The following is a 23,416-nucleotide window of genomic DNA, read 5'->3' as shown; positions in this document are numbered from 1 at the left end:
CCGCTGCCGGCCGGGCGGCGGACCGTTCAGGCCGGGCCGGCGGCGAGTTCCCAGCGGGTCTCGCCGTCGTGCAGTGCGTCGGTCGGCGCCAGGCCGGCGGACGCGGCGACGGCGGCGGACGCGTGATGGTCCGGACGGACGTGGGCGACGACCGTCCGCACGCCCCGTCCCCGGAGCCACGCGACCAGCCCGCGCGCCGCCTCGGTGGCGATGCCGCGTCCCTGCCAGGGTGTCCCGATCACCCAGGCGATCTCGGCGGTGAGCCCGGGGCCTGAGCCGGTGAGCGTCGCCTGCACCGTCCCGGCCAGGCGGCCCTCCTCGCGGAGCAGGACCACCCAGTTCCACCACGTCACGGACGGGTCGGGCGAGCCCGCCACCAGGCGCTCGTACCGCGCGCGCAGGTCGTGGGCGGAGTACGGGGCGCCGCCGGTGAAGTGGTGGAGCGCCGGGTCGCCGAGCACCTCGGCCATCTCCCGCGCGTGCTCGACGGCGAGCGGCACAAGGCTCAGCCGGCCGGTCTCGACGACCTCGATGGTGCTCGCGTCCACGCTCTCCCCTTGTCCGTCCGCTCCCGCCGTACGGGCGGGCCGTCCGACCCTACGCTGCCGCCGGGTGCGCCCGGGGGAGTGCTCAGGCGGGCGGTCCGGCCACCGGAGCCGGGAGCGCGGACCGCGCGGGGGAGGCGTCGTCCGCGGCGGTGGCGACGCGCGCGCTGAGGGGTTCTTCCGCGGGGTGCGGAACGGCCGCGCGGGGGCGGCGCCCCGCGAGGCGGCAGCCGGCGCAGGACGGGTGGCCCGCCGCGGCGGAGGTGTCGCGCACGCGCCAGGAGTGTTCCGCCACGGGGCGCGGACCGCTCGGCTTGCCCCAGCCGGCCAGATGCAGCGCCCAGGTGACCACCGCGGCGAGCACCGTGACGGCCGCGCCGGCGGCGAGGAGGGCCCCGGAGGCCGCCGCCAGGCCGGCCCCGGCGAGCCCGCAGCCGGCGACCGCGATGCCGGTCCCCGTCCAGCCCGCCACCGTATGGCCCAGATCGTGGTCCCCGTGCACGCCCATGCGACGCTCCTCTGCGGTGGTGCGATGCGATCCTGGAGCGGGCGACCGCCGGCCCGCCGGGTCCCCGGCCGGGTCTTTGGTGCCGTCGTCGAGCCGAGATCGCTTAGCTCGCGAGATAAGTTTCTTAGATCGTAAGGGGATGGTGTGGGGCAGGGCAAGGCGCGTCCGGCGGCGACGGCCGCCGAGGCGCAGTACGCGATGGACCGGATGATCGCGGTCGCCCAGTTCGGGCAGCAGGACATCGCGCGGCGGCTCGGGATCAATGTCACCGACCTCACCTGCCTCGGCTTCCTGATCGAGGCGCGGACGTCCGGAGAGGCCCTGGCCGCCGGCGGCCTGGCCGAACGCGCCCGGCTGACCACGGGAGCGGTGACGGGCGTGCTCAACCGGCTGGAGAAGGCCGGCTACGTCCGCCGGGTTCCCGACCCGGGGGACCGGCGGCGGGTGACGGTGGTGATGGAGGAAGCCGCGGAGCAGCGGATCCTGGAGGTCTACGGCCCGTTCTACGCACGGCTCGGGGAGTTGTTCGCCGACTACGAACCGGCCGAGGTCGCCGTCCTGGCCGACTGGTTCGGGCGGGCGACGGAGCTGTTCCGGGAGTCCCTGGACGAGATCCGGGACAGCGGGGCCGCCACCCGGCCGACGCCCCGCGCCTGACCTTTGTCCACCGCCGCGCACGGGCGGGTGCCGTGCCCTGCGGGCACGGCACCCGGCGGCCGGCGAGGGCGCCCGCCCGGGTTCAGGGATGCATCCGCGCACCCTTGAGCACCTTGTCCACCGCGTTGCGCGGCCCGTGGACGGCCATCCCCACCAGATCGAGTGCGTCCCGGCCCACGGCCCGCACGGCCGCCCGGTTGTCCCGGTCGTTCCCCGTCCCGAACAGGTCCGATGTGAACACCGCGGTGGTCAGCGAACGGGACAGCGCACGGGCGTGGGCGAGCGTCATCGTCTCCTTGCCGGCCTCGAAGACCAGCACCGGCTGCCGGAACATCGGCAGGTAGGCCGTGCCGTCGGCGTCCTCGTACGGTGCGCCGATCACCTCGGGCGACGCCGTGCCCAGGCCGCTGACCAGGAAGGCGGTCACATTCAGCCGCTGCCAGGTCTCCAGGTCGTCACGGAGCAGGACGGCGATCTTCGTGTCGAAGCGGACGGGCGGGTTCTCGGCCGCTCCGGCGGCCCCGGCGGTTGTCGTATCCATGCTGTGAGACTGCACGGCCGCCCCGGCGGCCGTCTTGTACGTTCTTTGCGTGGCATCCCGGCAAGACGTCAGAGCGTGGCGCCCCGCGGTCCCGGGCGTACGGGAGGTCCTGCACGCCCGCTTCACCGAGCACTCCTACCCCATGCACGTCCACGACGCCTGGACGCTGCTGATCGTCGACGACGGCGTCGTCCGCTACGAACTGGACCACCACGAGCGCGGCACCCCGCACGACACCGTCAGCCTGCTGCCGCCGCTGGTCCCGCACAACGGATCGCCCGCCACCGCGCACGGTTTCCGCAAGCGCGTCGTCTACCTCGACACCACCCGGCTCGACGAGACCCTCATCGGCCCCGCCGTCGACGGCCCCGACCTCGCCGACCCCCTGCTGCGCACCCGCATCGGCCAGTTGCACACCGCGCTCGCCGGCCCGGGCGACGAACTGGAGGCCGAGAGCCGTCTGACCCTCATCGGCGACCGGCTGCGCGCGCATCTGGCGCCCGGGGACACCCCGGACCCCCCGGCCGACGGCCGCGGGGGCGTCGCCCGGGACCTGCGCGACCTGCTCGACGAGCGGCTGTGCGAGGGCACGTCGCTGGAGCAGTGCGGACGCCTGCTCCATGTGCACCCCTCGCATCTGGTGCGGTCCTTCAGCGCGGCGTTCGGCATCGCGCCGCACCAGTACGTCATGTCCCGGCGGGTCGACCTCGCCCGCCGCCGGCTCCTCGCCGGACAGCCGCCCGGCGAGGTGGCGGCCGCGCTCGGCTTCTACGACCAGCCCCATTTCACCCGGCACTTCAAGCGGATCCTCGGCACCACCCCGGGCCGCTACGCCCGCGCCGCGACCGGACGGGGCACCGGCCCGGCGGCGCCGGACGCGCGCTGACGCGCGGACGGACGCCGCGCCCGCCGGTGCGCCGCCCGCACCGCCCCGGGCCCGGTCGCCCGGCCCGGTCGCGCCGAGTTCGGCCTGGACGGGCACCGCCCGGCCCGCACCGCCCGCCCGGCCGCCCCGAACTCGGCCTGGACGGCCCGCACTGCCCGCCCGGCCGCCCCGAACTCGGCCTGGACGGCCCGGCCGCCCGGAGCGGTCAGGCCGTGCGGGCGCGCAGCCGGCGCAGCATCCGGGGGTCCTCGAAGCCGACCGAGCGGGCGGCGGAGTCCACCGTCGCGCCGTGGCTGATGAGGTGTTCGGCCCGTTCGAGGCGCAGCGTCTGCTGATAGCGCAGCGGGGTGAGCCCGGTGGCGCGGGTGAACAGACGGGTCAGCGTGCGCTCGCTCACGCCCGCGGCCGAGGCCAGCACGGCCAGGGGGAGCGCCCGGTCGAACCGGGAGTCGATGAGATTCTGCGCGCGGTGCACGGTGTCGTCGAGATGGGCGCGGTGCCTGAGCATCGCGCTGGTCTGCGGTTCGTGCCCGTTGCGGCGGGCGTAGACGACCATCTCCCTGGCGACCTGCGCGGCCACGGCGGGGCCGTGCCGGGTCGCGACCAGGTGCAGGGCCAGGTCGATGCCGCTCGCGATGCCCGCCGACGTCACGACCCGGTCGTCCGTGGTGAACAGGACGTCCGGGACGACGATCGCCCGCGGATGACGCCGTGCCAGCTCGTCCTGCACATCGTGATGGGTGGTGCAGCGGCGCCCGTCGAGCAGCCCGGCCCGGCCGAGGGCGTCGGCACCCGCGCAGACGCTGGCCACCGTGCCGCCCCGCGCGTGGTGCTCCCGCAGCATCCGCAGCGGGCCGGGCCCGATGGCGGGGGTGGCCTCGCCGGCCGCCCGCCAGCCCGGCACCACGATCAGGTCGTCGGGCCCGAGCTCGGGCCAGGTGAGCCCGGCCACCAGCGGCAGCCCCTGGGCCGTGCGGACCTCGGGACGCTCGGCCACGTAGCCGAGCGTCCAGGGATGCCCGAAGTCGGCGGCGGTGGAGAAGACCTGCGCGGGCCCCGCGAGGTCCAGCAGGTGGACTCCGGGCACCAGGAAGAAGACGACGTGGTTCACGATCCGGTCATCATGCCCGGTCGTCCGCCGCTGCTTCCAGCCGGCCCACCGTCTCGATGGCGGCGAAGCGTCCGGCGAGGACGTACTCGGTGCGCCGGACGACCTCGGCGGCGGGCAGGGTGCGGGGGTCGGCGAGCAGTTCCTCGACGCTCTGCCCGGCGGGGGCGTCCCGGTGGGGGACGGGGTCGGTCGTGGTGGCGTCGACGACGAGGGTGACGTCGTAGCCGAGGTCGCTCGCGACCCGGACGGTGGTCTCCACGCACTGCTCGGTGCGGATGCCGCAGACCCTCAGCTCGCGGATGCCCCGCTGGGTCAAGAGCTGCTGGAGACGGGTGGTGGTGAAGGCGTTGTGCGAGGTCTTGTGCAGCAGCGGCTCCCCGTCCGCCCGCTCCAGCTCCTCCATCAGCCGTACATGACCGGACTCCGGGTCGAACACACCGCCGCTGCCGGGCTCGGAGTGCAGCACCCACACCACCAGGTCACCGGTGCGGCGGGCGAGCGCGGCCAGCCGGTTCACCCGGTCGGCGATCCCGGGTTCGAGGGTGGCCGCCCACAGCGGACGGGCCCGGAAGGACTCCTGGACATCGATGACGATCAGTGCTCGGCTCATGTGCTCCATCCTGGGCCGTGCGGGGAGGCCGAACCAGGCAGCATCGGGTCCGGCGGCGGACCGATCCGGTCACCACGACGGCCGTCCGCCGCGACCGGGAGCGGTGCGCGCGGGCGCGCCCGCGCGCACCCGCCGCCCCCGTGCCGCCGGTGGGAGACTGGCGGGGTGAGCGACTCCCGACGGCAGACCGACCGGCGCCTGGAACGCACCATCCTGGAGCTGCTGGACGGGCGCGCCCCGTCCGCGACGATCTGCCCCTCCGACGCCGCGCGGGCGGCGTACGACGGGGACGGCGACGGCTGGCGCGCGCTGATGGAGCCGGCCCGGCGCGCGGCGCGGCGGCTGGTCACGGCCGGCGCGGTGGAGATCACCCAGGGCGGCCGCGCCGTCGACCCGGATCGTGCCCGCGGGCCGATCCGCATCCGCCGCATCCGCTGACCCGCCCCGTCCCGCCCCCGCGGCGCCCGGCTCCCCTCCCGTCCCGGCGCCCCCCGCACGCCCGCCCCCCGGAGCACCCCGGCCCCGCGCGCCCTCACCCCGGGCCGGCCCGGTTCGCCCCGCGCGCCCTCACCCCGGGCGACCCCGGCGCGCCCCGGGCGCCCTCCCCGCGTGCCCTTCCGACCGGCCCTGCCCGGGCAGTGCTCATCGTGGTTTGTATGCCTGCCGTGTCGCCGGGAAGGAGGATCCGTAACTTCGGGAGGTTGATGTGCAGCGTGATCGGATCGGGTTGGCCGACGTCCTGGCAGCGGCCGAGGACGCCGCGCCTGTCGGCTCCCTCGATGTCGTGGCGCGTAACCTGCGCGACCGTTTCGGCGCGCGCTACGTGTCGTTCCTGTTCGTCGACGTGGTCGGCCGCCGCCTGCTGCGGGTCAGCGAGGAGACGACGTCACGGCGCGGCCGCCGCGCCGAACACGTCCCCCTTGCCGGCAGCGGCCACTACGCCGAGGTGCTGCGCACCCAGAAGCCGGTGCTGACGCAGGAGAACGGCCAGGGCGAGCGGGTGCTCGCCCCGGTCACCAACCGCGGCGACACCATCGGCGTCCTCGAACTGTTCCTCGGTCAGGTCACGCAGGACGTGCTGGAGCAGGTCGAGGAGGCCGCCCACGCGCTGGCGTACATCATCGTCGCGGACCGCCGGTTCACCGACCTGTACCACTGGGGGAACCGCACCACCGACGTCAGCCTGGCCGCCGAGATCCAGCGTCAGCTCCTGCCCTCGGCGCCCTCCTGCGAGGCGGGCGAGTTCGCGCTCGCGGGAGCGCTGGTCCCGGCGTCCGACATCGCCGGCGACACCTACGACTACAGCGTCGACCACGACGCGCTCCACCTGTCCGTCACCGACGCCATGGGCCACGACGTGGACGCCTCGCTCATGGCCACCCTGCTGGTCAACGCCTCCCGCGGCGCCCGCCGCGCCGGGGCGGACCTCGCGGAACAGGCACACCAGACCCACCAGGCGCTGCTCGACCACGGGCGCCAGACCTTCGCCACCGGCCAGTTGCTGCGCATCGCCCTCGACGGGTCGAGCGCCTGTCTCGTGAACGCGGGGCACCCCCGGCCGCTGCGGCTGCGCGAGGGCGCGGTCGACGAACTGCGCCTCGCCGTCGATCTGCCCTTCGGCGTCGCCGGGCAGGGCCCGTACCGGGTCCAGGCGCTCGATCTGAGACCCGGCGACCGTCTCGTGCTCTACACCGACGGCATGCAGGAACGCCAGGCGAGCAAGGTCGACCTGCCGGGGCTGATGCGTGACACCGCGGCCGAGCATCCGCGTGAGGTGGTGCGCGCCCTGGTCGCCGCGGTCACCGACGCCTGCGACGGCGAGGTGCGCGACGACGCCACGGTCCTGTGCCTGGACTGGCGCGGCCCCGACTCCGGCGGCCGGAGCGCCCCGGCCGGAGCCTGACCGGACAGGGCAGGGACCGCGGCGCGTCCCGTCGCCGCGGGCACACGGGCGGCGGTCGTGACGGCGGGGAGCCGTCCGGTCACGGGGCGGAGCGGATCGCCGTTCCCGGCGGTCGCGGATCGGAAACGGGCGCCGTCTGCCACATCCGAAACCCGTCCCCGCGGCGAATCCCTTGCAGAACACCTCGTGCACGGAGAGCCGTCATGACCGTCACCGACCTGGCACCCGATCCCACGAGGCACGCCGTCGCCCTGCCGCGTGGCCGGCACAGTCCGGCCGTCGCCCGCCGCATCACGGCCCGGTGGCTTGCCGTCACCACCGGCGGCGCGCCCGCCGCGGACGCCGTGACCATCGTCTCGGAGCTGGTCACCAACACCGTCCGCCACACCCGGGGCTCGTGCGTGCTGACCCTGACCGTGCGCGCCGGCCTCCTGGACATCGCCGTCGCCGACGACAGCGAGGCGCTGCCGGAACTCCACCGGCGCACGGCCGGCGGCGAACGCGGCGGGTTCGGCCTGGAGATCGTCCGCGGCCTGGGCGGCGTGATCACCGTGGTGCCGCGGCTCGGCGGCAAGACCGTGCACGTCGCGCTGCGGCTCACCGCCCCGGCCGACGGCGCCCCGGCCGGTGGTGCCCCGGCGCGGGGGTGATTCCCGCCCGCCCGGGGGCCGTTCCCGCGAACGGGGCCGCGGCGGACGGATCCGGGGCGGCCCCTCCCCGGGGCCGGAACTCAGGCGGGCTCGGCCGCGGGAACCGCCTCGGCCGGGTCTCCCGCGTGCCCGTGGCCGTCGTACTCGGCGGTCCCCGGCGCGAACGCCGGTTCCAGGAACAGGTTCTGCCAGGAAGGGGCTGCCGCCGAGTCGTCGGCGGGGCCGGACTGCTGCATGGTGGTTCTCCGTTGTGATGAAAGGGAGTTGTGGTGCCCGGAGCGCGCCGCGCCACCCGCGGGGGAGAAGACACGGTCGAGTGGGTGAGGTGCGCGCCGGCGTGTGATGCGCGGGCCGGTGCCGAAGCCCGCTGCCCGCACAGCCCGGTGCCGCCCGTGTGAAGCGACATCGGCGGACGCGGAGCCTGCCCCCGGACTCTACGGCACGCGAGCCCACCCGCGTCGCGCCGGTGCGGAGGGCTCACCGTCCGAAACCGCCCTCGCGCCCCGGCAGTCCGCCGCACGGGACCTTCCGGCCGGCGGCCCCGGCGGCCCGCTTCCGGCGGTCTCGGTAGGCTCGGCGCCATGTGGCCTCGGGTGAACGGTATGCGGACGCTGGAACTCGGCAGTCCGGGCGGTCTTCGTGACGAGCTCAACGCCCTTGTCCTCGACGGCGCGAAGACCGCCACCGCCACCCTCCTGGCGGAATACGCGGAGGAGGCCGAGGAGATCGAGTTCCCGGGCGAGATCCTGGCCCTGCTCGGCAACGACGGAGCCGTCCTCGGCGAGCTGCGGGTCACCGCCGTGACGACGGTGCCCTTCGCCGAGGTCACCTGGGACTTCGCCCGGGCCGAGGGCGAGGGCTGCACCGACCTGGCCCACTGGCGCCGTTCGCACCTCGCCTACTGGCGTGACGTCGAGGGGCGGCAGGTCGACGACACCACTCCCGTGGTGTGTCTGCGCTTCACCCTCCCCGCCCCGCCGACCGGCTGACCACTCGCCGCCGCCCCGCGCCGCTGACGCGCCGGTGTCCCACCCCTTCGACCGGCTGACCGCCCCGCGCCGCCGGCGTGCCGGCGCCCCCGGCCCGCAACGCTCGTGCGGCGCCCCGCCGCCCCGCCGGTCCGGCCACTGTCAGAGGCGGCTCGTACCGTCGGAGCGAGGGCACGGAGAGGCCGGGCCCCGGCAGGACGGGAGTGGCCATGGGCAGGATCAGTGTGGGCAGTGGGCACCTGGACAGGCTCCTCGCCGACAGCACCAGCGCGCACGCGGTTCCCTACCAACGGGCCTTCGCGGATCTCGCGGACACCCATCGCGGCCGGCCGACCGCAGAGATCGTGCCCCTGCTCCGCCGCGCCGCGGACCGGGCACTGCTGGAGTTCACCCCTGCCGACCTCGTCGAACAGGCGGAGGCGATACGCACCGGACGGCGCTACGTCCTGCGGGTCACCGTCGTCTGAGGGCGCCGGCGGGATCGGGCGAGTGTGCTCCGGGCGCGTGCTCCGGCGCGCCGGTTCCTCAGGTACGCCCGGAGCGGACCCAGTCCCGGGTCTCCCGCACGACGGTGAACCCGGCCGAGCGGTAGAGCGCCGCCGCTGCCTCGTTGCTCGACGGCGTGAGCACGGCGACCGCGCTCGCGCCCCGGTCCACCAGAGCCGCGCAGGCGCCCAGCACCGCGTCGCGTCCGTAGCCGTGGCCGCGATGGGCCGGTACGGTGCCGACGGGTTCGAGCAGACCGCATCTGCCCGCCCCGGCGAACCATCCGGTCGCGGCGGCCGCGGGCTCCCCCTCGGGGGTGCGCACCAGGGCCTCCACGGCGAGGTCCGCCGCCGGGGACCGCTTCATCGCCCGCCAGTGCCCCAGGCCGAACGAAGACCCGGCGAAGGCGGACCGGTGCACCCGCACCCGGTCGGCCGCGGCGGCCTCGTCGACGGGCCCGGCACGGCTCGTCACCGGGCGCGGCGTCCACGACAGCACGAGCCAGGACTCCTCGCGCTCGCGCTCCCATCCGGGCACCGGCAGCCCGTCGCACCAGTCGTTGCCGGGGACGAGGAGGTCCTCGGCGGACGCCGCCAGCGCACCGGGGTCGGCGCCAGGGGCGGCGGTCACCCGCAGCACCGGCCCGTCGAGGAAGCCGACCGCCACCGGCGCCCCGTCCTCGGTCCACAGGTGGACGGCCGCGTCGCCCAGCCGCAGATACCAGCCCACGTCACCGGGATGGAGGCTGCCGCCGGGTGTGTCGGCGGGCGTCCACCCGCTCAGCGCCCGCAGTGCGGGGCCGGTGTCCGCAGGGGCCAGTCGGTGCCGCGTGAGAGAAGGCATGCGCGGCAGGGTAGCCACCGCCCGGCGTCGGCCGCGACGCCTTTTCCGACCAGGGGCGTTGCGCCGTCCCGGCCGAGCCGGTGCTCTGCCGTTCCGTCCCTCTGCGGCTGCCCGAACGGGGGCCGGGCGGTCCGCCGGCGGGTGCTCCGCCGTGCCCGCGGGGGCGACCGCGCCGGCCGTGAGGGGACGTGATCCAGCAGGAGTCGCGACTGCGCGGTGCCGTCCCGGCGGGGCGGTTCCCCGCGTCAGTCCGCGGGCCCGCCGTCGAAGGTGATCCCGAGCCGGCCCGCCACGCCGGTCAGGGCGTCCCCCAGCGGCAGCGAGACGCGGGTGACGGCGTGGCCGTCGCCGCGGGTCGGGTCGCGGTTGACGATCAGCACGGGGGTGCCCGCCCGCGCCGCCTGGCGGACGAACCGGAGCCCCGACATCACCGTCAGCGAGGAGCCCAGGACCAGCACCGACGCCGCCTCGCCGACCAGCCGCCGGCAGTGCTCCACCCGCTCCGCCGGGACGTTCTCGCCGAAGAACACCACGTCCGGCTTGAGGACGCCGCCGCAGCGCTCGCAGTCCACCACCCGGAAGCCGGCGACCTGCTCGTCGGTGAGGTCGGCGTCACCGTCCGGGTTCAGGGCCGCGGCCACCGGCGCGTACCCGGTGTTCGCCTCCTCCAGCCGCGCCGCGAGGTCCCGCCGCGCGCTGGGGGCGCCGCAGGACAGGCAGACCACCCGGTCCAGGGCGCCGTGGAGCTCCACCACGCCCTCGCTGCCGGCCGCCTGGTGCAGGCCGTCGACGTTCTGCGTGATCACGCCCGACAGCAGGCCGTGCCGGGCGAACGCGGCGACGGCCCGGTGCCCGGCGTTGGGCCGGGCCCGGCCGAACGTCCGCCAGCCGAGGTGACTGCGCGCCCAGTACCGCCGCCTGGCCTGCGCGCCGCCGGTGAAGTCCTGGTACGTCATGGGGGTGTGCCGGCTCAGGCTGCCGCCCTCCCCCCGGTAGTCGGGGATGCCCGATTCCGTGGAGAGGCCCGCGCCGCTGAGCACCAGCACACCGCCGCTGCCCAGCGCGTCGGCGACCGGGGTCAGATCCGTGGTCCCCGGCAGGACGTCCTGGGCGGGGGTCCAGCTCAGCGTGGGGCGCATCCGCATGCCGCCAGGGTACGGGTGCGGCGTCCGCCCGGGGTGCCGCGGGCGGACGCCCGCCCGCTACCGGCCCCGCGCCACCGCGATCGAGCCCGCGAGGCGGTCGCCCGCCTCGTAGACCATGTACGGCACGCCGCCGTCCGTGCCGAAGGCCGGGGAGGCGGACCGTCCGTTGTCGGGGGCGGTGCCGCGCGAGTCGTAGAAGACGCCGAGGTGGCGGCGGAGCGAGAAGTCCGCCCCCACCTCGGTGATCATGACGTCGCCGCCGCTGCCCTTGTCCTTGTTGTAGACGACGAACGCGGAGCCGCCGCGGGTGAGCAGGTGCGGTCCGCCGATGTTCACGGCGCCGACGTCCGAGTGCCGTACCAGGGGTGTCTGCGCGAAGGTCCAGGTGCGGCCGTCGGCGGACCAGCCCCAGCCGATGTCGCGGTGGTTCGTGGTGTTGTTGACCATGAACAGCATCACGTAGCGGGCGCCGAGGGCGGGCAGGTCGTGGCGGAACACCCGGGCGTAGGAGGTCTCGGTGGTGCCCGCCGGCAGCATGGCCGTCGTCAGCACCGTCCTGTCGTAGGTGAAGTCCACCCCGTTCTTCGACCGGGCGAGGCGGGTGGTGGTGTTCTCGCCGTGGAAGTACAGCCAGAACTCCTTCGCGTCCGCGTTCCACATCACGTGCGGCGAGGAGACATGGCTGACGGAGTAGTGAGGGTCCCACCGGTTGGAGACGATCGGGTTGGCCGGGTACTCGGTGAACGGGCCCTCCAGCGAGTCGCCGTAGGCCAGGCAGACGCCGCCCGGGGCGTCGTGCGGCGCGTAGTACAGGTAGTAGCGGCCCAGCGGGTTGGCGAGCTTGTCGTAGACGCCGCGCACGGTCGGGAAGATGATCTCGCCGGTCGGGTTGTACCGCAGCTGCGAGGGCGTCAGCAGGGTGCGCAGATACGTGTAGTCGGGGAACCCGCCGGGCGCGGCGGAGGCGGACGGCGCGGACAGGCCGCCGAAGGTGAGCGCGGCGCCGGTGACGGCGGTGGCGCGCAGGAAGGTACGACGGTCCGGGCCGTGCTGCGGCTCGTGCATGTGCGGCTCCAAAGATCGTTCGGACGGGGACGGTGCGGGCCGGTGGGGGACCGGCCGGTGCGAGCGGTCAGAGGTGGGTGTACGCGGTGATGCACAGGCCGCCGCAGGCGACGACCCACACATAGGGCAGCGTCCGCACCATCACCTGGTGCGGGGAGACGCCTGCGTACTGGGCGCTCCACACCGTCTGGGTGCTGGTCGGGTCGGACACGCCGAAGACCTGGTTGTAGGAGGCCGTCATGCCGAGGACGGCGACGGCCGGGTAGATGCCGGTGGCCACCAGGACGCCCGCGATGCCGGCGCCCAGGCCGTACACGTTGAGCGGGCCGCGGAACAGGCAGAGCGGCACGAGCAGCGTGAAGACGAGGACGAACAGCACGGCGTTCTGCGGGCTGACCGCCTCCACCAGCGGTTGCAGGGCCTCCACCGCGCCGGGCAGCTTCACCGCGGCGAGCAGCACGCCGATCGCGACGAACAGCACGACGGGCGGGGCGGCCACCTCGAACCCGCCGTACAGGGTGCGCAGCAGACGGCGGCTCATCTCCCGCGGCCGGGTGGTCGTGACCAGCGCGAACAGCACACCGCCGAGCAGCGACGGGATGATCGCGACCTCCAGGCCGAGCGCCAGGACCAGCGGCACCACCGGAGTGAGCAGCGCGTACCAGGGCGCGTCCCCGAGCCGGCGGCGCCGGTCGCCGCGGGTGGGACCGCCCGGCGCGGTCCGCAGCGACCAGGTGTGCTCGACACCGCGCCGCCGCGACTCGATCAGCACATAGGCCACGGCCGCGACCAGCGCGAACGGGAACAGCTTCACCATGAAGCCGCGCACCGTCGGTATCGGCAGGTCCAGCGCCGTGGAGAAGAACTGCCACACCGGCAGTTCGAACGGGACGCCGACCGCGATGCCCATGAGGATGGTGCCCGCCGCCGTGACCTTCGGAATGCCGACCGCGATCATCGCGGGGATCCCGATCAGCCCCGCCAGCATGGCCGCCGGCGCCGATCCGGTCACCGTGCCCACCAGGGCGGACACCCCGAGCACCCCGAGTGCCACGAACACCGGCCGGTCGCCGCCGAATTCGACGATCTTCCGGACCAGGGTGCCCGCGATGCCGGTCTCCTCCAGCAGCTTGCCGAGCCAGGAGCCGAGCAGGATCGCGATCATGGTGGCGGCGAGCGCCGGGGCGCCCTGCTGGAGCACCGTGTCCAGGACACTGCCCTCGCCGGACACCGGCGCGCCCGCCAGGAAGGCGATCGCCACCGCCAGCAGCACGAGGGCGAAGGCCGTGGGCAGTTTGCGGCTGAGCATGGCGGCCACCCCGGCCGCCATGACGAGCAGAATGACGACACCCATCGATCAGTTCTCGCTTTCCGAGGACACGGCGGCCTCGCGGGACACGGCGGCACCGAGCGCCTCCGTGAGGAGCAGGGGACTGCGGCCCAGGCCGCAGGCGGTGTGGGCGTAGGCGTGCGCGGCGAGTTCGTCCGCGCCCGCGACGTACGCGTAGAGGCGCCGCCGGCCGAGGCGCAGCGCGGTGTGGCCGAGCGCCCGCTTGAACTCGGCACGGACGCGGGCGTGGTGCAGCCAGGCGTGCGCCTGCTCGTGGGCGAGGGCGGCGGCGCGCACCGACCCCTGCGGGTACCAGTCCCGCCAGCCCCGCTCGTCGATCAGCGCCTCGGCGCGCCGCACGGTGTCGGTGTAGACCTCCACCACGGGCGGCCGGGACCGGTAGCGGGCCAGCAGCCCCGCGGCGAGCCCGCCGTCCCGTTCGACGACCCGCACCGGCTCGGCCGCCGGCGTCATCCGGCTGCCGAACTCCGTGGCCGCCAGCGCCCACCGGCGCAGCAGCTCCGGATCGCGGTCCTCATGGGTGGGCGTCCCGGCGAGCAGGCTCACCGCGAGGTCCAGGTCGTGCGCGTCGATCACGGGTGCGCTCATGACCGGGACTCCACGACGGCCACGACCCGCTCCCCGGCGCCGCGCGGGCGCAGCTCGGCACGGGCGAGGGCCAGCAGCGCCTCGGGCTCCAGGACGCCGGACAGGTCGGCGATCCGGCCGCCCACCAGCAGCCGCACCGCGGGCGCCCGGACACCGCCGTCGCCGTACGCCGTCGCGTCCTTGACCAGCCGCGCCAGTTCGCCGCCCGCCTCCTCCACCGTCATCGCCGCCACCCGCGCGTCGGCGGCGCCGAGCCGCACCACACCGTCCGCGTCGACGACGCGCACCGGACGGCGGTCGGCCCGCAGCCGGCGCCGCACCTCGGTGCCGTACACGGTGTACGCGTCCGTCCCGGCCAGCACCCGCACCCGTTCGCGGTCCGCCTTGAGACTGGCCGCGGCGGCGTCGAGCCGCTCGTCGGCGTCCGCGCGGTGCGCCCGGTCCTGGGTGCGCAGCTCGGTGGCACCGGTGGCGACCGCGCGCACCGTGTTGGTCTGCGCGTCGACCGTGACCTCGACCTCCACCGCGCCGGGGGCCGCGCCCTGGGCGACGACGGCGGACTCGGCCTCGGCGCGCACGGCGAGGATCTGCTCCTGGGTGGCGCCCGGGATGATCCGCTCGACCTGCTCCCGGACGAGCGCGAGGGCCACCCCGATGGGGCTGATGACCTCGTTGTGCCGGGCGATCCGCCCGGGCAGCCCCATCGCGGCGGCCAGGTGCGGGGTGACGGAGGCCGCGCCGCCCCCGCCGCCGACGAGGACGGCGGTGTCGTCGTCCACCCGGTACTCGCGCATCATCGTGCGGGTGACGGCCTCGACCTGGCGGACGCCCGCGTCGAGGAACCGGGCGGCGGCCGTCGCCACATCGGTGCCGAGGGCCTCGGCGAGAGGCCGCAGCGCGGTGCGCGCCACCTCCGGGTCGCCCGCCGCGAAGTCGCCCTCCGGGACCCGGCCGAGGGCGTTGGCGGCGCAGGTCATGGTGAGCGCGAATCGGCCGCCGGCGGCCTCCAGCACGGCGTAGTCGTCCGGGTCCCCGGCGAGCGGGGCGACGGTGACCAGACGGGCCCCGGCGAGGTCGGCCGCGTCGGCGAAGCAGGCGTACGGCAGCCCGGCGATATGGGCGCTGCGCGGGCCGGCGGCGTGCACCCGGCCGCCCGAGATCCGTGCCATGGACCCGCCGCCGACACCGACGGTGCGCACGTCGAGGGCCGACAGGTAGGACGTCCGGCCGAGCACGGTGGCGTGGCGGACGGCGACCTTGCCGCGCCGCACGACGCTGATGTCCGTCGAGGTGCCGCCGGTCTCCAGGAACACGCCCTCGCTGACCCGTTCCTGCATCAGCGCCCCGGCCACGCCCGCCGCGGGGCCGGACAGGACGGTGAGCAGCGGTCTGCGCCGCATCTCGTCCAGGGACATGACGCCGCCGTCGCAGCGCATCACCATCAGCGGCGCGCTCACCCCGGCCGCCGCGATGCTGGTGTCGACCAGGTCGGCGGTGGCGAGCATCCTCGGCAGGATGGCCGCGTTGACCACGGCGGTCCGGGTGCGCTTGCGCAGCCCGTACAGCGAGGTGATCTCGTGCGCGGCCGTGGTCGGCAGCCCCTGCGCGCGGCCCGCCTCGGCGACGGCCCGCTCGCCGTCCGGCACGTCCACGCCGAACGGTTCGGTGGCGACGAGGACTTCGGCCCCGGCGGCGACGACCTCGTCGACGGCGGCGCGGACGGCCGCGCCGTCCCCGGCGTCCGCGACATGGGCGTAGTGCAGCGGGAGCCGCTTGCCGGGGGTGAGCTCCAGCGCGGCGAGACCGGCGAGCCGCCTGGTGGGCAGGGCGGCGGGGCCGCTGCCGATGCCGATCAGGCCGACCGGCGCCACGTCGCCCTCCAGCAGAGCGTTGGTGGCCTGGGTGGTGCCGTGGGCGAGGAACGCGACGTCGCCGGGGGCCCGGCCGAGGTCCTTCAGCAGCCGGTCGAGGGCCTCGACGATGCCGTGGGCGACGCCGTCCTCGTGGTGGTGGCTGGTGGGGACCTTGACCTGGGCGACGAGTTCCAGGGTGGCGGCGTCGACGGCCACGGCGTCGGTGAACGTTCCGCCGACGTCGATGCCGACGCGTATGCGGTGCGGGGTCATGATGGGGACACCTCCTTGTGTCGTGCGCGTGCGTGCGGCACGGCGCGGCGTGGTCAGTAGCCGCGCACGTCGGGCCAGTGGCGCTGGACGCCGGCCCGGTCGAGGACGCGGGTGAACTCCGCCAGCCGCTTGTCGTTCTCCTGCACCTGGTGCGGGCTGACGCCCTCCTCCAGGCAGTGCGCGGCGAGCGCGCCTGCGACCTCGCCGACGTTCCACTCGACGGGGTGCAGGCGGTAGCAGCCGTTGGTGATGTGGGTGGTGCCGAGGTTCTTGCCGGCGGGCAGCAGATTGCGCACCCGGCGCGGCACCAGGGCGCCGAGCGGGATCTCGAACGGCACCGAGCCGATGTCGATGTAGTTGTCGCCGCCGGTCGACGGGTGCAGGTCGATGCGGTAGCCGCCGACGCCGACGGAGTCCCGGTGACGGGTCCCGCCGTAAGGGCCGACGAGGTCGATGGCGACGTCGTGCTCGGTGACCGTGGTGACCGCCTTGATGCGCCGCGACTCGCGCACGTAGGCGGCCTTGGCGAAGCCGTCGGCCGTGCCCGTGACGTCCGGACGCAGGCGCAGGCCGGGGAATCCGGTGCCGCCGTCGGTGCGCGGCGCCTCGGTCTGCAGCCAGTACAGGACCGACCGCGACAGCTCGCGTGCCCCGGCCAGCGCCTGGCGCCCGGTCTCCTCGCCGGCGCCGACGAGCGGCTTGAGCCAGTAGTCGTTGAGCGGCCAGTTGACGAGCGTGATGTCGGAGTCGAACGCCCCGGGCCGGTGCAGCCTGCGGGCGAGGATCCGCCGGAAGCCCCACAGCTCCTTGTCCCCGGCGTCCGCGCTCTGGTCCGCGTCCACGTCGAGGGGGTCGACGTCCGGGTTCGGCTCGAAGGTGCGGTTCACGGCCTCCAGCGAACGGGGGTCGGGCGCGCGGAAGCCGAGCAGCGGACCGGGCCAGAAATCGGGCCGGTAGGAGCGCCAGAAGCCGTAGTCCGCCGGCCGGTCCACGGTGTGGTCCTCGCCCTCGTGGTGGGAGAGGGCGAAGCAGACGGTGATGCCCTGCTGGTTGAGCGGATCGGCGGTGTCCGGGGCGTGCGGCTCGTCGTGCTCGGAGCGGGCCTCGGCGCCCAGCGCGTGCTCCACACCGGCGAGTTCGAGCAGCTCACCGGTCTCGGTGGCGTCGAGGACGTACGCGGCGGCGACGGTGTGCCGGGCGCCGTCGCGGATGTCCTCCACGGTGACGGCGCGCACCAGGTCGCCGTCGGTGTCGGCGGCGACCGGCCGGGTGTGGGTCAGCACGGTGAGCCGGCCGGCGGCGACGTGCGGCGCCAGCATCGCCTCCATCACGGCGAGCGCGACGCGCGGCTCGTGGCAGAGCTTGCTGACCCGGCCCGCCCCCGGGTTCAGCCGGGGCAGGCCGAGGGCCTCGGCCCGCAGCGGGTACCACTGCCGGTAGTGGGAGCGGATCCCCTCGCGCAGCGCCCGGTAGGAGGCGGTGACGCCGAACTGCTCGACCCACGGGTGCTCGTCCGGCGGGACGGCCTGCGAGGTGAACTGGCCGCCGATCCAGTCCGTCTCCTCGGTGAGGACGACGGAGCGGCCGGCCCGGCAGGCGGCGAGCGCGGCGGCCACGCCGCCCGTGCCGCCGCCGGTGATGAGGACGTCGGTCTCGGTGGGGGTGCCGGTGAGGATGGGCATGCGGTACTGACTCCTTGTGCTGGTGGTGCGGGATGCCGCGTCGTCGTCGGGGGACGGGGGTGCTGCCGCCCGTGGGGGCGGGGTCTCGGCCCGGGGCGCCGCCCCGGGACCGGGCCGGGGCGCCCGGCCGACGTCTTCGACGCCGGGCGGGGCCGGGTTGCTCTGTGGTGCGGGGTGGGTCGTTCTGCGGTGCGTTGGTCCGCGGGGTGCGGGGGCGGGTTGCTCTGCGGTGCGGGGTCGCGGGGTGCTCGGGGCGGGCCGGTCCTGCGGCCGGGCGGTGCCGGGTGCGGGGTGGGTCGTTCTGCGGTGCGTTGGTCTGCGGGGTGCTCGGGCGGGGTCTCCGCCGGTGTGCCCGTTCGGACCGTTGGGCGGGCCGCCGGTGGCGGCGCGGCCCGTGCCGACCCGGGCCGGGGCGGTCACCCCGGGCGTCGCTCAGACGGTGGTGCCGGGCCCGCCCGGTGGCGGCCCCGTCGTGCTCCCGGGGCGGAAGCCGCAGGCGACCAGCGGCTCGGCGCGCTCCTCGCCGGCCAGGAGCGCGGTGAGCAGCCGGACCGCCGCCGCGCCCAACGCGGCACGGGGGATGTCGAACCCGGTCGGCTGCCGCGCGCCGGCCAGGTCCGCGGGCGGCGAGCCGAGGAGCGCCAGCGACACGTCCCGGGGCGCGTCGAGCCCCGCCGCCGCGACGGCCGCGTGCAGAGCCCGCCACGCACCGCCGGTGTCGGTCTCCTCGGCGACGAACGCCGTGACGCCTTCGCCGACCCGGGCGCGCACCCACGCCGCGGTGATGTCCGCCGCCGGGTCCGCGGTGCGCACCACACGGGCCGGACCGGCCGCGGAGAGCGGGCCCGCGGCCCCGGCGAGGGCCGTGCGGAAGCCGCGTTCACGGTCGGTGGAGGCCGGGGCGTCGTCGTCCTCGCGCACGAGCAGGATCCGCCGGTGTCCGAGATCCGTGAGATGCCGGACGACCTCCGCGCTGGCGGCGACGTAGTCCGCGCCGACCCAGGCCAGGCCGTCGAGTTCCTCGCGGCGGCCGATGTGCACGGCCGGGTACCCGTCGGCGACGAGCCTGCGGAGCTGGTCCTCCGGCACATGGCGCCCGAGGAACAGGCACCCGTCCGCGAGCCGGACCCGGTCCAGCGCTCCCGGCTCGCCGGCCTGCGCCCCGCCGGAACTGGAGCCGGTGAACAGCACCAGGTCGTAGCCCTGGGCGGCCGCCTCCTGCTCCACGCCGACGAGGAACGGGTAGTACGAGTGCTCCACGGCCGTCGGGAAGGTGGCGGTGAAGCTGAAGACCCCGAGGAGGTTGTTCCGGGCGGCGGCGAGGCGCCGTGCGGCGGGGTCGGGCACGTAGCCGAGCTCCCTCGCGGCGGCGAACACCCGCGCACGGGTGTCCTCGTGGAGGGCGATGCCCTGCTTGTTCCCGCCGAGCACCAGCGAGACCGTCGTCTGCGAGACGCCGGCGAGACGCGCCACCTCCGCCTGCCGCGGCCGCCCGCGCCGCCCCGGCTTCGAAGATCGATTTTCCGCCATCGTGCACCCTTCGGCTAATGCGCATTAGCAGCGGGCAGTGGAACGTCTGCACGGATCTAATGCGGATTAGTGAGCACTGTGCCGCCGGGCGACGGGAGGGGTCAAGAGGGGGTCGACGGCTAATAATCGACTAATAACCAGCGGGTTCGCGCGGGCCTCGAACCGCCGCGCTCAGCCCTGCCCGCTCAGCACCGGCAGGAGGTCCGGACGCTTGGCGGCACGCCCGTCGCCGGAGGAGCCGCCGCGCAGGCGTCTGCGCAGCCAGGGGCCCAGGAACGTGCCCGCCCAGCGCAGTTCACCGGCCGCCGTCGTGAGCAGGCGGACCGGGGGACCGGCGGGCGGCGGCGGCAGCGGGAGGGTCCAGGAGTCGTCGCCGCCGGGCATGCCGAGGGCCTGGAACACCGCCGCCGCGATCCGCTCGTGGCCGAGAGGGGCGGCGTGCAGCCGGTCCGCGCTCCACAGCCGCGGGTCCGTCACCACGGGATGGCCGTAGGTCTCGGCGACCACCACACCGTGGCGCCGGGCCGCCTCGCGGATGCCGTCGTTCAGCGCCAGCACCCGCGAACGGACCGGACGGGCCAGCGGGATGACCGCCGCCAGGTCCGGGAAGGTGAGCGTGGCGACCCGCGCGCCCGCACCCGTCAGGGCGGCGAACATCGCCTCCAGATGGCCCGCGACCTCGTCCGCGTCGAACGCAGGCCGCAGCATGTCGTTCACGCCCGCCACCACCGTGGCCAGATCGGGCCGCAGGGCGAGGGCGGGCTCCAACTGCTCGGCGCGGACCTGCCCGGCCACGCGGCCGCGCACCGCCAGGTTCGCGTACCGCACGCCGGGGTTCTGCTCCGCGAGGCGCTCGGCGAGCCGGTCCGCCCAGCCCCGCAGGCCGACGGTGTCGTCCCCGTCGCCGAGCCCCTCGGTCTGGCTGTCGCCCAGCGCGACGTAGCGCAGATACGGCACGGCCGCCTCGCCCATGGTCATCGGTCCCTCCAGCCCCCGCGCTCCGGCGCCGTGCCGTGCGCACCCTACTCAAGATAATGACTATTCCGGTTGATGACCAGTTGGTCTTCCGCGCGCCCGTCCCCGCCGGGAAAACCGGCTGCGTGACCGGCGGCGGTTCCCCCACACTGAGCGGGCCCGGCTCCCGCCCTCCAGGGCGTCGCGGAGCGGGCCGTCCCCTCCCGGCACGGCGTCCGCACCGGCTGTGCCGTCCACTCCCGTCGTGCCGTCATCTCCCCTCCCCGCAAAGGACATCCATCGCGTGCAGGCCGCCGTCACCGTCTCTCCCGCCCAGGTCCCCGATCTGCTGCTGGGGCTCGCCACCGTGCGGCCCGTGTTCCTCTGGGGAGCGCCGGGAATCGGCAAGTCGTCGCTGGTGAGGAACTTCGCGGACTCGCTGGGACTGGAGTGCGTCAGCCTGCTCGGGACGCAGCTCGCCCCCGAGGACCTGATCGGGGTGCCGCAGATCCGCGACGGGCGGTCCGTGTTCTGCCCGCCCGAGGCCATCGCCCGCGACGAGCCCTACTGCCTGTTCCTCGACGAGCTCAACGCCGCCTCGCCCGACGTCCAGAAGGCGTTCTACTCCCTCATCCTGGACCGCCGCATCGGCTCCTACGAACTGCCTGCCGGCTCCATCGTCATCGGGGCCGGGAACCGCGCCACCGACAACGCCCTCGCCCGTCCCATCGCCTCCGCGCTCGTCAACCGCCTCACCCACGTCCATCTGCGGGCGTCCTGTGCGGACTGGCTGGTGTGGGCGGGGGAGAACGGCATCCACCCGTGGGTGACCGACTACCTCACCGACCGGCCCGACCACCTGTGGTCCCAGCCGCCCAAGACCGAGGAGCCGTTCTCCACCCCCCGCTCCTGGCACATGCTCTCCGACGCCCTCCACTCCTTCGGCCCCGCCGTCGACGAGGACACCCTGCGGGTGGTCGTGCACGGCACCCTCACCCCGGCGCACGCCGTCTCCTTCTGCGGCTACGCCAAGATCGTCCGCCACAGCTTCGGCATCGAGGCGATCCTCAAGGGCGACGCCTCCTGGCCCAACCGCCTGGAGGACCGCGACCTGCTCTACTACCTCGCGGACGCCTTCCGCGGCCGGCTGGTCAAGGAACTGCCCCGGCAGAAGGAGCACGTCTCGCCCGCCCTGCGGCAGACCGCCTACCGTGCCAAGGCGCTGCTCGTGCAGCTCGCCGAGATCTCCGTCGAGGTCGCCCAGACCGTCATCGCCGACGACCGCGACGGACTGCCCGTGCTGCCCGCCTGGTTCCTCGTCGAGGCCGCCCGTGACATGCCGCGGCTGGTGGAGGCCCGCCGGTGAGCGGCGCGCGCCGCCGGGGCGGCGGCAAGGGCGACCCGCCCGACCCGGCCGCCGAGGCGTTCGCCGCCGGCCTCGCCCTGGTCAAGCGCAACCCCGCGCTGGCCGCCGTCGAGGCGGACATCTGCCGGCGGAAGGACTGCGGCCGCATCCCCGCCACCGGCCTGGCCGCCGTGGACTCCGACGGCACCGTGCACGTCCACCCCACCCGGCGCGCCGAGCCCGACGTCTGGGCCTGGACCCTCGCCCACTGCCTGCTGCACCTGGGCTTCGGGCACGTCCCCGCCTCCCGCGACAGGGTGCGGGAGCAGCCCGACGCCTTCACCCGCGCCGCCCGCTGCACGGTCGTCAACCGCTTCCTCGGGACGTTCCCCGTCGGCCGCGCCCCCGACCACCTGCCCGAGACGTATCCGGGCGGCGACGAGGACGAACTCGCCGCCCGCTGGCGGCGCGACGGCATCCCGCCCGCCTGCCGGGACTGCGGCACCGCAGGCGACGAACCGGACCAGATCCTCGTCCCCTGGCCGATGTGGCAGGGCGCCGCGCCGCCCGACTGGGAGACCGCGTTCGCCCACGCCCTCACCCGCAGCGTCTCCGCCTCCATGGACGTCGCCGGCGGCCGCCGCGACCGCACCACCGGCGAACGCCTGCCCCAGCGCCCCTGGGAGCGGGCACGCGACTGGTTCGTCTCCTCCTACCCGCTCCTGGGCGGCCTCGCCGCCGGGTTCACCGTCGTCGCCGACGCCGAACTCGCCCGGGCCCAGGACATCGCGATCGCCGCCGTCAGCTCCGCCGCGGCCGAGATCTACGTCAACCCCCTGCGCAGCCTCACCGACGAGGAATGGCGCTTCGTACTCGCCCACGAGATGCTGCACGCCGCCCTGCGCCACGGCGAACGGCGCGGCCCGCGCGACCCGTTGCTGTTCAACGTCGCCGCCGACTTCGTCGTCAACGGCTGGCTCGTCGAGATGCGCGTCGGCGACATGCCCGAAGGGCTGCTCCACGACCCGGAGACGAAGGGCCTGTCGGTGGAGGAGGTCTACGACCGCATCGTCACCGGCCGCCGCCGGCGCCGCCGGCTCGCCACCCTGCGCGGCAAGGGCGCCGGCGACATCCTCGGCGAGCCGCTCCCGCACGGGGACACCCGCCCCTACGCCGACCTCGACGACTTCTACCGCCGCGGCCTGACCCAGGGCCTCGAACTCCACGGCGCCGGCGAGCGGGGACTGCTGCCCGCCGGACTGGTGCAGGAGATCCGCGCCCTGGCGCATCCGCCGGTGCCCTGGGACGCGCGCCTCGCCCGCTGGTTCGACGAGTACGTGCCCCGGCCCGAACCCGTCCGCTCCTACTCCCGCCCGTCCCGCCGCCAGGCGTCCACCCCCGGCATCCCGCGGGCCGGACGGTACTTCCCGCAGGAGGAGACCCCGCGCTGCACCTTCGGCGTCGTCCTGGACACCTCGGGCTCGATGAACACCCGGCTCCTCGGCAAGGCCCTCGGCGCCATCGCCTCCTACGCCGAGGCCCGCGACGTGCCCGCGGCCCGCGTGGTGTTCTGCGACGCCGCGCCCCACGACGCCGGATACCTGCCCCCGGCCGAGATCGCGGGCAGGGTCAGGGTCCGCGGCCGCGGCGGCACCGTCCTCCAGCCCGGCGTCGACCTCCTCCAGCGCGCCGGCGACTTCCCGCCCGCCGCCCCGGTCCTGGTCATCACCGACGGCTGGTGCGACGTGCTGCGGGTGCGCCGGGAGCACGCCTACCTGGTGCCGGCGGGCGCGTCGCTGCCGTTCACCCCGCGCGGCCCGGTGTTCCGTCTGACGTGAGCGCCCCCGGCCCCCGAGGGCCGACCGGCCCCGGGCCGGAGCCCGAGGGGCCCTTCCCCGGCC

General features: G+C 75.4%; 24 protein-coding genes. 9 read left to right on the top strand and 15 right to left on the bottom strand.

Annotated elements, in window-relative coordinates; all coding sequences use genetic code 11:
* Window positions 1-26: 26 nt before the first annotated feature.
* Both JE024_RS00975 and JE024_RS00970 read right to left on the bottom strand, forming a co-directional pair.
* The gene (locus JE024_RS00975; RefSeq protein ID WP_205371731.1) at window positions 27-548 is read right to left on the bottom strand and encodes a GNAT family N-acetyltransferase; all 522 of its coding nucleotides are present in this window, start codon (window positions 546-548) and stop codon (window positions 27-29) included.
* Between the two features lie 82 nt (window positions 549-630).
* Window positions 631-1,053 (bottom strand): HGxxPAAW family protein, encoded by a 423-nt coding sequence (locus JE024_RS00970; RefSeq protein ID WP_244882483.1) that lies wholly within the window; start codon window positions 1,051-1,053, stop codon window positions 631-633.
* 144 nt (window positions 1,054-1,197) lie between these two features.
* Between JE024_RS00970 and JE024_RS00965 the strand changes: the two genes are divergently transcribed.
* Window positions 1,198-1,710, top strand: a complete 513-nt coding sequence (locus JE024_RS00965) for a MarR family transcriptional regulator (protein WP_372449748.1) — start codon at window positions 1,198-1,200, stop codon at window positions 1,708-1,710.
* Between the two features lie 82 nt (window positions 1,711-1,792).
* On the opposite strand, the gene JE024_RS00960 is transcribed toward JE024_RS00965, so the two are convergent.
* Window positions 1,793-2,251, bottom strand: a complete 459-nt coding sequence (locus tag JE024_RS00960) for a DUF2000 domain-containing protein (protein WP_205371730.1) — start codon at window positions 2,249-2,251, stop codon at window positions 1,793-1,795.
* Between the two features lie 49 nt (window positions 2,252-2,300).
* Here JE024_RS00960 and JE024_RS00955 point away from each other — a divergent pair, with 49 nt between their 5' ends.
* Window positions 2,301-3,137: a helix-turn-helix transcriptional regulator gene (locus JE024_RS00955; protein ID WP_205371729.1), complete on the top strand. Its 837-nt coding sequence runs from the start codon at window positions 2,301-2,303 to the stop codon at window positions 3,135-3,137.
* Between the two features lie 205 nt (window positions 3,138-3,342).
* On the opposite strand, the gene JE024_RS00950 is transcribed toward JE024_RS00955, so the two are convergent.
* Window positions 3,343-4,248 carry a GlxA family transcriptional regulator gene (locus tag JE024_RS00950; protein WP_205371728.1) on the bottom strand — a complete coding sequence of 302 codons (906 nt, stop codon included), beginning with the start codon at window positions 4,246-4,248 and terminating at the stop codon, window positions 3,343-3,345.
* A 10-nt stretch (window positions 4,249-4,258) separates the two neighbouring features.
* A complete protein-coding gene (locus JE024_RS00945; RefSeq protein WP_205371727.1) occupies window positions 4,259-4,858 on the bottom strand; it encodes an isochorismatase family protein in 600 nt (199 codons plus the stop codon).
* 165 nt (window positions 4,859-5,023) lie between these two features.
* On the opposite strand from JE024_RS00945, the gene JE024_RS00940 reads away from it, so the two are divergent.
* The 3 genes from JE024_RS00940 to JE024_RS00930 all read left to right on the top strand — a co-directional run bounded on the left by JE024_RS00940 (window position 5,024) and on the right by JE024_RS00930 (window position 7,411).
* Window positions 5,024-5,296: a DUF3253 domain-containing protein gene (locus JE024_RS00940; RefSeq protein WP_205371726.1), complete on the top strand. Its 273-nt coding sequence runs from the start codon at window positions 5,024-5,026 to the stop codon at window positions 5,294-5,296.
* Window positions 5,297-5,564: 268 nt separating this feature from the next.
* A complete protein-coding gene (locus JE024_RS00935) occupies window positions 5,565-6,761 on the top strand; it encodes a PP2C family protein-serine/threonine phosphatase (protein ID WP_205371725.1) in 1,197 nt (398 codons plus the stop codon).
* A gap of 203 nt (window positions 6,762-6,964) precedes the next feature.
* Window positions 6,965-7,411: an ATP-binding protein gene (locus JE024_RS00930; protein ID WP_205371724.1), complete on the top strand. Its 447-nt coding sequence runs from the start codon at window positions 6,965-6,967 to the stop codon at window positions 7,409-7,411.
* Between the two features lie 80 nt (window positions 7,412-7,491).
* Here the strand turns inward: JE024_RS00930 and JE024_RS00925 are convergent, their stop codons facing one another.
* Window positions 7,492-7,647 carry a hypothetical protein gene (locus tag JE024_RS00925; RefSeq protein ID WP_205371723.1) on the bottom strand — a complete coding sequence of 52 codons (156 nt, stop codon included), beginning with the start codon at window positions 7,645-7,647 and terminating at the stop codon, window positions 7,492-7,494.
* Window positions 7,648-7,992: 345 nt separating this feature from the next.
* Between JE024_RS00925 and JE024_RS00920 the strand changes: the two genes are divergently transcribed.
* Together JE024_RS00920 and JE024_RS00915 are read left to right on the top strand one after the other, a co-directional pair.
* Window positions 7,993-8,400: an ASCH domain-containing protein gene (locus JE024_RS00920; protein WP_244882482.1), complete on the top strand. Its 408-nt coding sequence runs from the start codon at window positions 7,993-7,995 to the stop codon at window positions 8,398-8,400.
* A 209-nt stretch (window positions 8,401-8,609) separates the two neighbouring features.
* Window positions 8,610-8,867, top strand: a complete 258-nt coding sequence (locus tag JE024_RS00915) for a hypothetical protein (protein WP_205371722.1) — start codon at window positions 8,610-8,612, stop codon at window positions 8,865-8,867.
* A 58-nt stretch (window positions 8,868-8,925) separates the two neighbouring features.
* On the opposite strand, the gene JE024_RS00910 is transcribed toward JE024_RS00915, so the two are convergent.
* The 9 genes from JE024_RS00910 to JE024_RS00870 form a co-directional block, all read right to left on the bottom strand.
* Complete coding sequence (locus JE024_RS00910) at window positions 8,926-9,729, bottom strand: GNAT family N-acetyltransferase (RefSeq protein WP_205371721.1); 804 nt, start codon at window positions 9,727-9,729, stop codon at window positions 8,926-8,928.
* Between the two features lie 245 nt (window positions 9,730-9,974).
* Window positions 9,975-10,874: an NAD-dependent protein deacetylase gene (locus tag JE024_RS00905; protein WP_205371720.1), complete on the bottom strand. Its 900-nt coding sequence runs from the start codon at window positions 10,872-10,874 to the stop codon at window positions 9,975-9,977.
* 57 nt (window positions 10,875-10,931) lie between these two features.
* The gene (locus JE024_RS00900) at window positions 10,932-11,939 is read right to left on the bottom strand and encodes a twin-arginine translocation signal domain-containing protein (RefSeq protein WP_205371719.1); all 1,008 of its coding nucleotides are present in this window, start codon (window positions 11,937-11,939) and stop codon (window positions 10,932-10,934) included.
* Between the two features lie 67 nt (window positions 11,940-12,006).
* Complete coding sequence (locus tag JE024_RS00895) at window positions 12,007-13,293, bottom strand: TRAP transporter large permease subunit (protein ID WP_205371718.1); 1,287 nt, start codon at window positions 13,291-13,293, stop codon at window positions 12,007-12,009.
* Window positions 13,294-13,296: 3 nt separating this feature from the next.
* Entirely contained in the window at window positions 13,297-13,878 is a 582-nt protein-coding gene (locus tag JE024_RS00890; RefSeq protein ID WP_205371717.1) for a hypothetical protein, read from the bottom strand.
* Window positions 13,875-16,004: a hydantoinase/oxoprolinase family protein gene (locus tag JE024_RS00885; protein WP_205371716.1), complete on the bottom strand. Its 2,130-nt coding sequence runs from the start codon at window positions 16,002-16,004 to the stop codon at window positions 13,875-13,877. The genes JE024_RS00890 and JE024_RS00885 overlap by 4 nt, the downstream gene beginning before the upstream one ends.
* A 53-nt stretch (window positions 16,005-16,057) precedes the next feature.
* The gene (locus tag JE024_RS00880; protein ID WP_205371715.1) at window positions 16,058-17,686 is read right to left on the bottom strand and encodes an FAD-dependent oxidoreductase; all 1,629 of its coding nucleotides are present in this window, start codon (window positions 17,684-17,686) and stop codon (window positions 16,058-16,060) included.
* A gap of 432 nt (window positions 17,687-18,118) precedes the next feature.
* Window positions 18,119-19,216: a LacI family DNA-binding transcriptional regulator gene (locus JE024_RS00875; RefSeq protein ID WP_205371714.1), complete on the bottom strand. Its 1,098-nt coding sequence runs from the start codon at window positions 19,214-19,216 to the stop codon at window positions 18,119-18,121.
* Between the two features lie 171 nt (window positions 19,217-19,387).
* Window positions 19,388-20,194 (bottom strand): SGNH/GDSL hydrolase family protein, encoded by an 807-nt coding sequence (locus tag JE024_RS00870; protein ID WP_372449747.1) that lies wholly within the window; start codon window positions 20,192-20,194, stop codon window positions 19,388-19,390.
* A 280-nt stretch (window positions 20,195-20,474) separates the two neighbouring features.
* Between JE024_RS00870 and JE024_RS00865 the strand changes: the two genes are divergently transcribed.
* Both JE024_RS00865 and JE024_RS00860 read left to right on the top strand, forming a co-directional pair.
* Window positions 20,475-21,536 (top strand): ATP-binding protein, encoded by a 1,062-nt coding sequence (locus JE024_RS00865; RefSeq protein ID WP_205371713.1) that lies wholly within the window; start codon window positions 20,475-20,477, stop codon window positions 21,534-21,536.
* Window positions 21,533-23,353, top strand: a complete 1,821-nt coding sequence (locus JE024_RS00860; protein WP_205371712.1) for a vWA domain-containing protein — start codon at window positions 21,533-21,535, stop codon at window positions 23,351-23,353. Before JE024_RS00865 ends, JE024_RS00860 begins: the two co-directional genes overlap by 4 nt.
* The last annotated feature ends 63 nt before the right edge of the window (window positions 23,354-23,416 follow it).

This window comes from Streptomyces zhihengii, from assembly GCF_016919245.1.
Classification (GTDB): domain Bacteria; phylum Actinomycetota; class Actinomycetes; order Streptomycetales; family Streptomycetaceae; genus Streptomyces; species Streptomyces zhihengii.
Note: the sequence above shows the minus strand (reverse complement) of the source record. Positions and strands in the feature narration are given on the sequence as shown.

Coding starts and splice junctions, on each gene's coding strand:
- JE024_RS00970 (WP_244882483.1), bottom strand. CDS start 1,053: ATGGGCGTGCACGGGGACCACGATCTGGGCCATACGGTGGCGGGCTGG.
- JE024_RS00960 (WP_205371730.1), bottom strand. CDS start 2,251: ATGGATACGACAACCGCCGGGGCCGCCGGAGCGGCCGAGAACCCGCCC.
- JE024_RS00945 (WP_205371727.1), bottom strand. CDS start 4,858: ATGAGCCGAGCACTGATCGTCATCGATGTCCAGGAGTCCTTCCGGGCC.
- JE024_RS00930 (WP_205371724.1), top strand. CDS start 6,965: ATGACCGTCACCGACCTGGCACCCGATCCCACGAGGCACGCCGTCGCC.
- JE024_RS00925 (WP_205371723.1), bottom strand. CDS start 7,647: ATGCAGCAGTCCGGCCCCGCCGACGACTCGGCGGCAGCCCCTTCCTGG.
- JE024_RS00920 (WP_244882482.1), top strand. CDS start 7,993: ATGTGGCCTCGGGTGAACGGTATGCGGACGCTGGAACTCGGCAGTCCG.
- JE024_RS00915 (WP_205371722.1), top strand. CDS start 8,610: ATGGGCAGGATCAGTGTGGGCAGTGGGCACCTGGACAGGCTCCTCGCC.
- JE024_RS00910 (WP_205371721.1), bottom strand. CDS start 9,729: ATGCCTTCTCTCACGCGGCACCGACTGGCCCCTGCGGACACCGGCCCC.
- JE024_RS00905 (WP_205371720.1), bottom strand. CDS start 10,874: ATGCGGATGCGCCCCACGCTGAGCTGGACCCCCGCCCAGGACGTCCTG.
- JE024_RS00900 (WP_205371719.1), bottom strand. CDS start 11,939: ATGCACGAGCCGCAGCACGGCCCGGACCGTCGTACCTTCCTGCGCGCC.
- JE024_RS00895 (WP_205371718.1), bottom strand. CDS start 13,293: ATGGGTGTCGTCATTCTGCTCGTCATGGCGGCCGGGGTGGCCGCCATG.
- JE024_RS00890 (WP_205371717.1), bottom strand. CDS start 13,878: ATGAGCGCACCCGTGATCGACGCGCACGACCTGGACCTCGCGGTGAGC.
- JE024_RS00885 (WP_205371716.1), bottom strand. CDS start 16,004: ATGACCCCGCACCGCATACGCGTCGGCATCGACGTCGGCGGAACGTTC.
- JE024_RS00880 (WP_205371715.1), bottom strand. CDS start 17,686: ATGCCCATCCTCACCGGCACCCCCACCGAGACCGACGTCCTCATCACC.
- JE024_RS00875 (WP_205371714.1), bottom strand. CDS start 19,216: ATGGCGGAAAATCGATCTTCGAAGCCGGGGCGGCGCGGGCGGCCGCGG.
- JE024_RS00870 (WP_372449747.1), bottom strand. CDS start 20,194: ATGACCATGGGCGAGGCGGCCGTGCCGTATCTGCGCTACGTCGCGCTG.